Raw genomic sequence first — 1435 nt, forward strand, 5'->3', positions numbered from 1 at the left:
AAAGAATCCATGTAAGTCCGAGGTTTGATGGGTGGGAGTCATTCGTCGTTAAACTGGCGACTCGGACCCGTGATGCAGGCAGCTTGGAACTGCCTGTCACATTCGCTCCACCCACCAAAACCAAGGACTCTTTGACAATGAAAATTCTCGCCCTTGACCTCGGAAAATTCAACTCCGTTTGTTGTCTTTACGACTCAAATACTCGAAACACCAAATTTCTCACCACCCCCACCAAACGCGAGCAGCTACAGAGCATCTTTGAAAACGAAGGCAAGCTCGCCGAACTCGTCGTCATGGAATCCTGCGGGCCATCAGGCTGGATCAATGATCTCGCCGTCTCACTGGGACTCAGCACCCTGGTCTGCTCGACCAACGAAGAGGCTTGGCGATGGGCGAACGTTAAACGAAAAACTGACAAGGATGACGCCCTCAAGCTCGCACGCATGGCTGCCATGGGAGAACTGAAATCAGTTCACATGCCCTCGCCGCAGCATCGTGAATTTCGATCCCTCGTCAAATACAGAAAAACACTCGACGGACGGATCAATAAAACCAAAAACACCATCCGAGCCTGGTTCGTTAATCACGGCATCGAAATCGACAAGGGCGACAAGGCATGGCACACCGGACGAGAACGCATCAACTCGTTCCGCAAACCGATCCAAGACTGCACCCCGGGTGAACTCTGGAAGGGACAACTCGATATCGAACTCACTATCCTCGACTCCCTGTCGCTACAGCTCGACACCGTCGTCAAAAAACTCGAACAACTTGGCAAAGACGATGAACGCGTCAAGCGTCTGCGTACGATCCCCGGTGTCGGACCACGGACCGCAGAGATCCTGGTCGCCTGCTTCGACGACCCGCACCGCTTTGAAAACGGACGCCAAGTCTCCGCCTACTTCGGTCTCGTGCCACGACAATACCAATCCGGCGAGACCGATCGTAATGGCCGGATCACCAAACGCGGCAATCCACTGGCAAGAACGATTCTCGTTGAATGCGCCTGGGCATCGCTACGCTACAACCCATGGGCGAAGAACATCTATGAGCGGATCTGCGGCAAACAGAAAACTCGCAAGAAAAAGGCAGGGATCGCACTGGCACGCAAGATCGCCGTGATCGCCTGGGCCATGCTACGTGACCAGAAAGACTGGGAGCCAAAGCGGATGATCGAAGTCACCGAATCATTCGGCCCGATGCCCGCTGAGCTCAAAGAGACACTCACCACGATGAAGCCCAAAGAGAACAGCGACCAACGCAAATCTCGACTTCGTCGTGAGGCTCGTCAAGCCACCGTATCTGGCGAATCATCCAAGGCCAATCCAACCAAGCAGAGTACGCGACGGTCATCCAACTCTTCTGGTCAAGTCACTAAGAAAGGGCACCAACCACAGTCCTCCAAACAGAAACAAAAGTCAGCTTCGACCAAGTC

General features: G+C 53.8%; 1 protein-coding gene. It reads left to right on the top strand.

The window, feature by feature from the left end; genetic code table 11:
- Window positions 1-137: 137 nt before the first annotated feature.
- Window positions 138-1435, top strand: a 1298-nt coding sequence (locus tag FYC48_RS22220; protein ID WP_235034370.1) for an IS110 family RNA-guided transposase, incomplete at its 3' end; no start/stop codon positions are given.

This window comes from Roseiconus lacunae (assembly GCF_008312935.1).
GTDB lineage: Bacteria > Planctomycetota > Planctomycetia > Pirellulales > Pirellulaceae > Stieleria > Stieleria lacunae.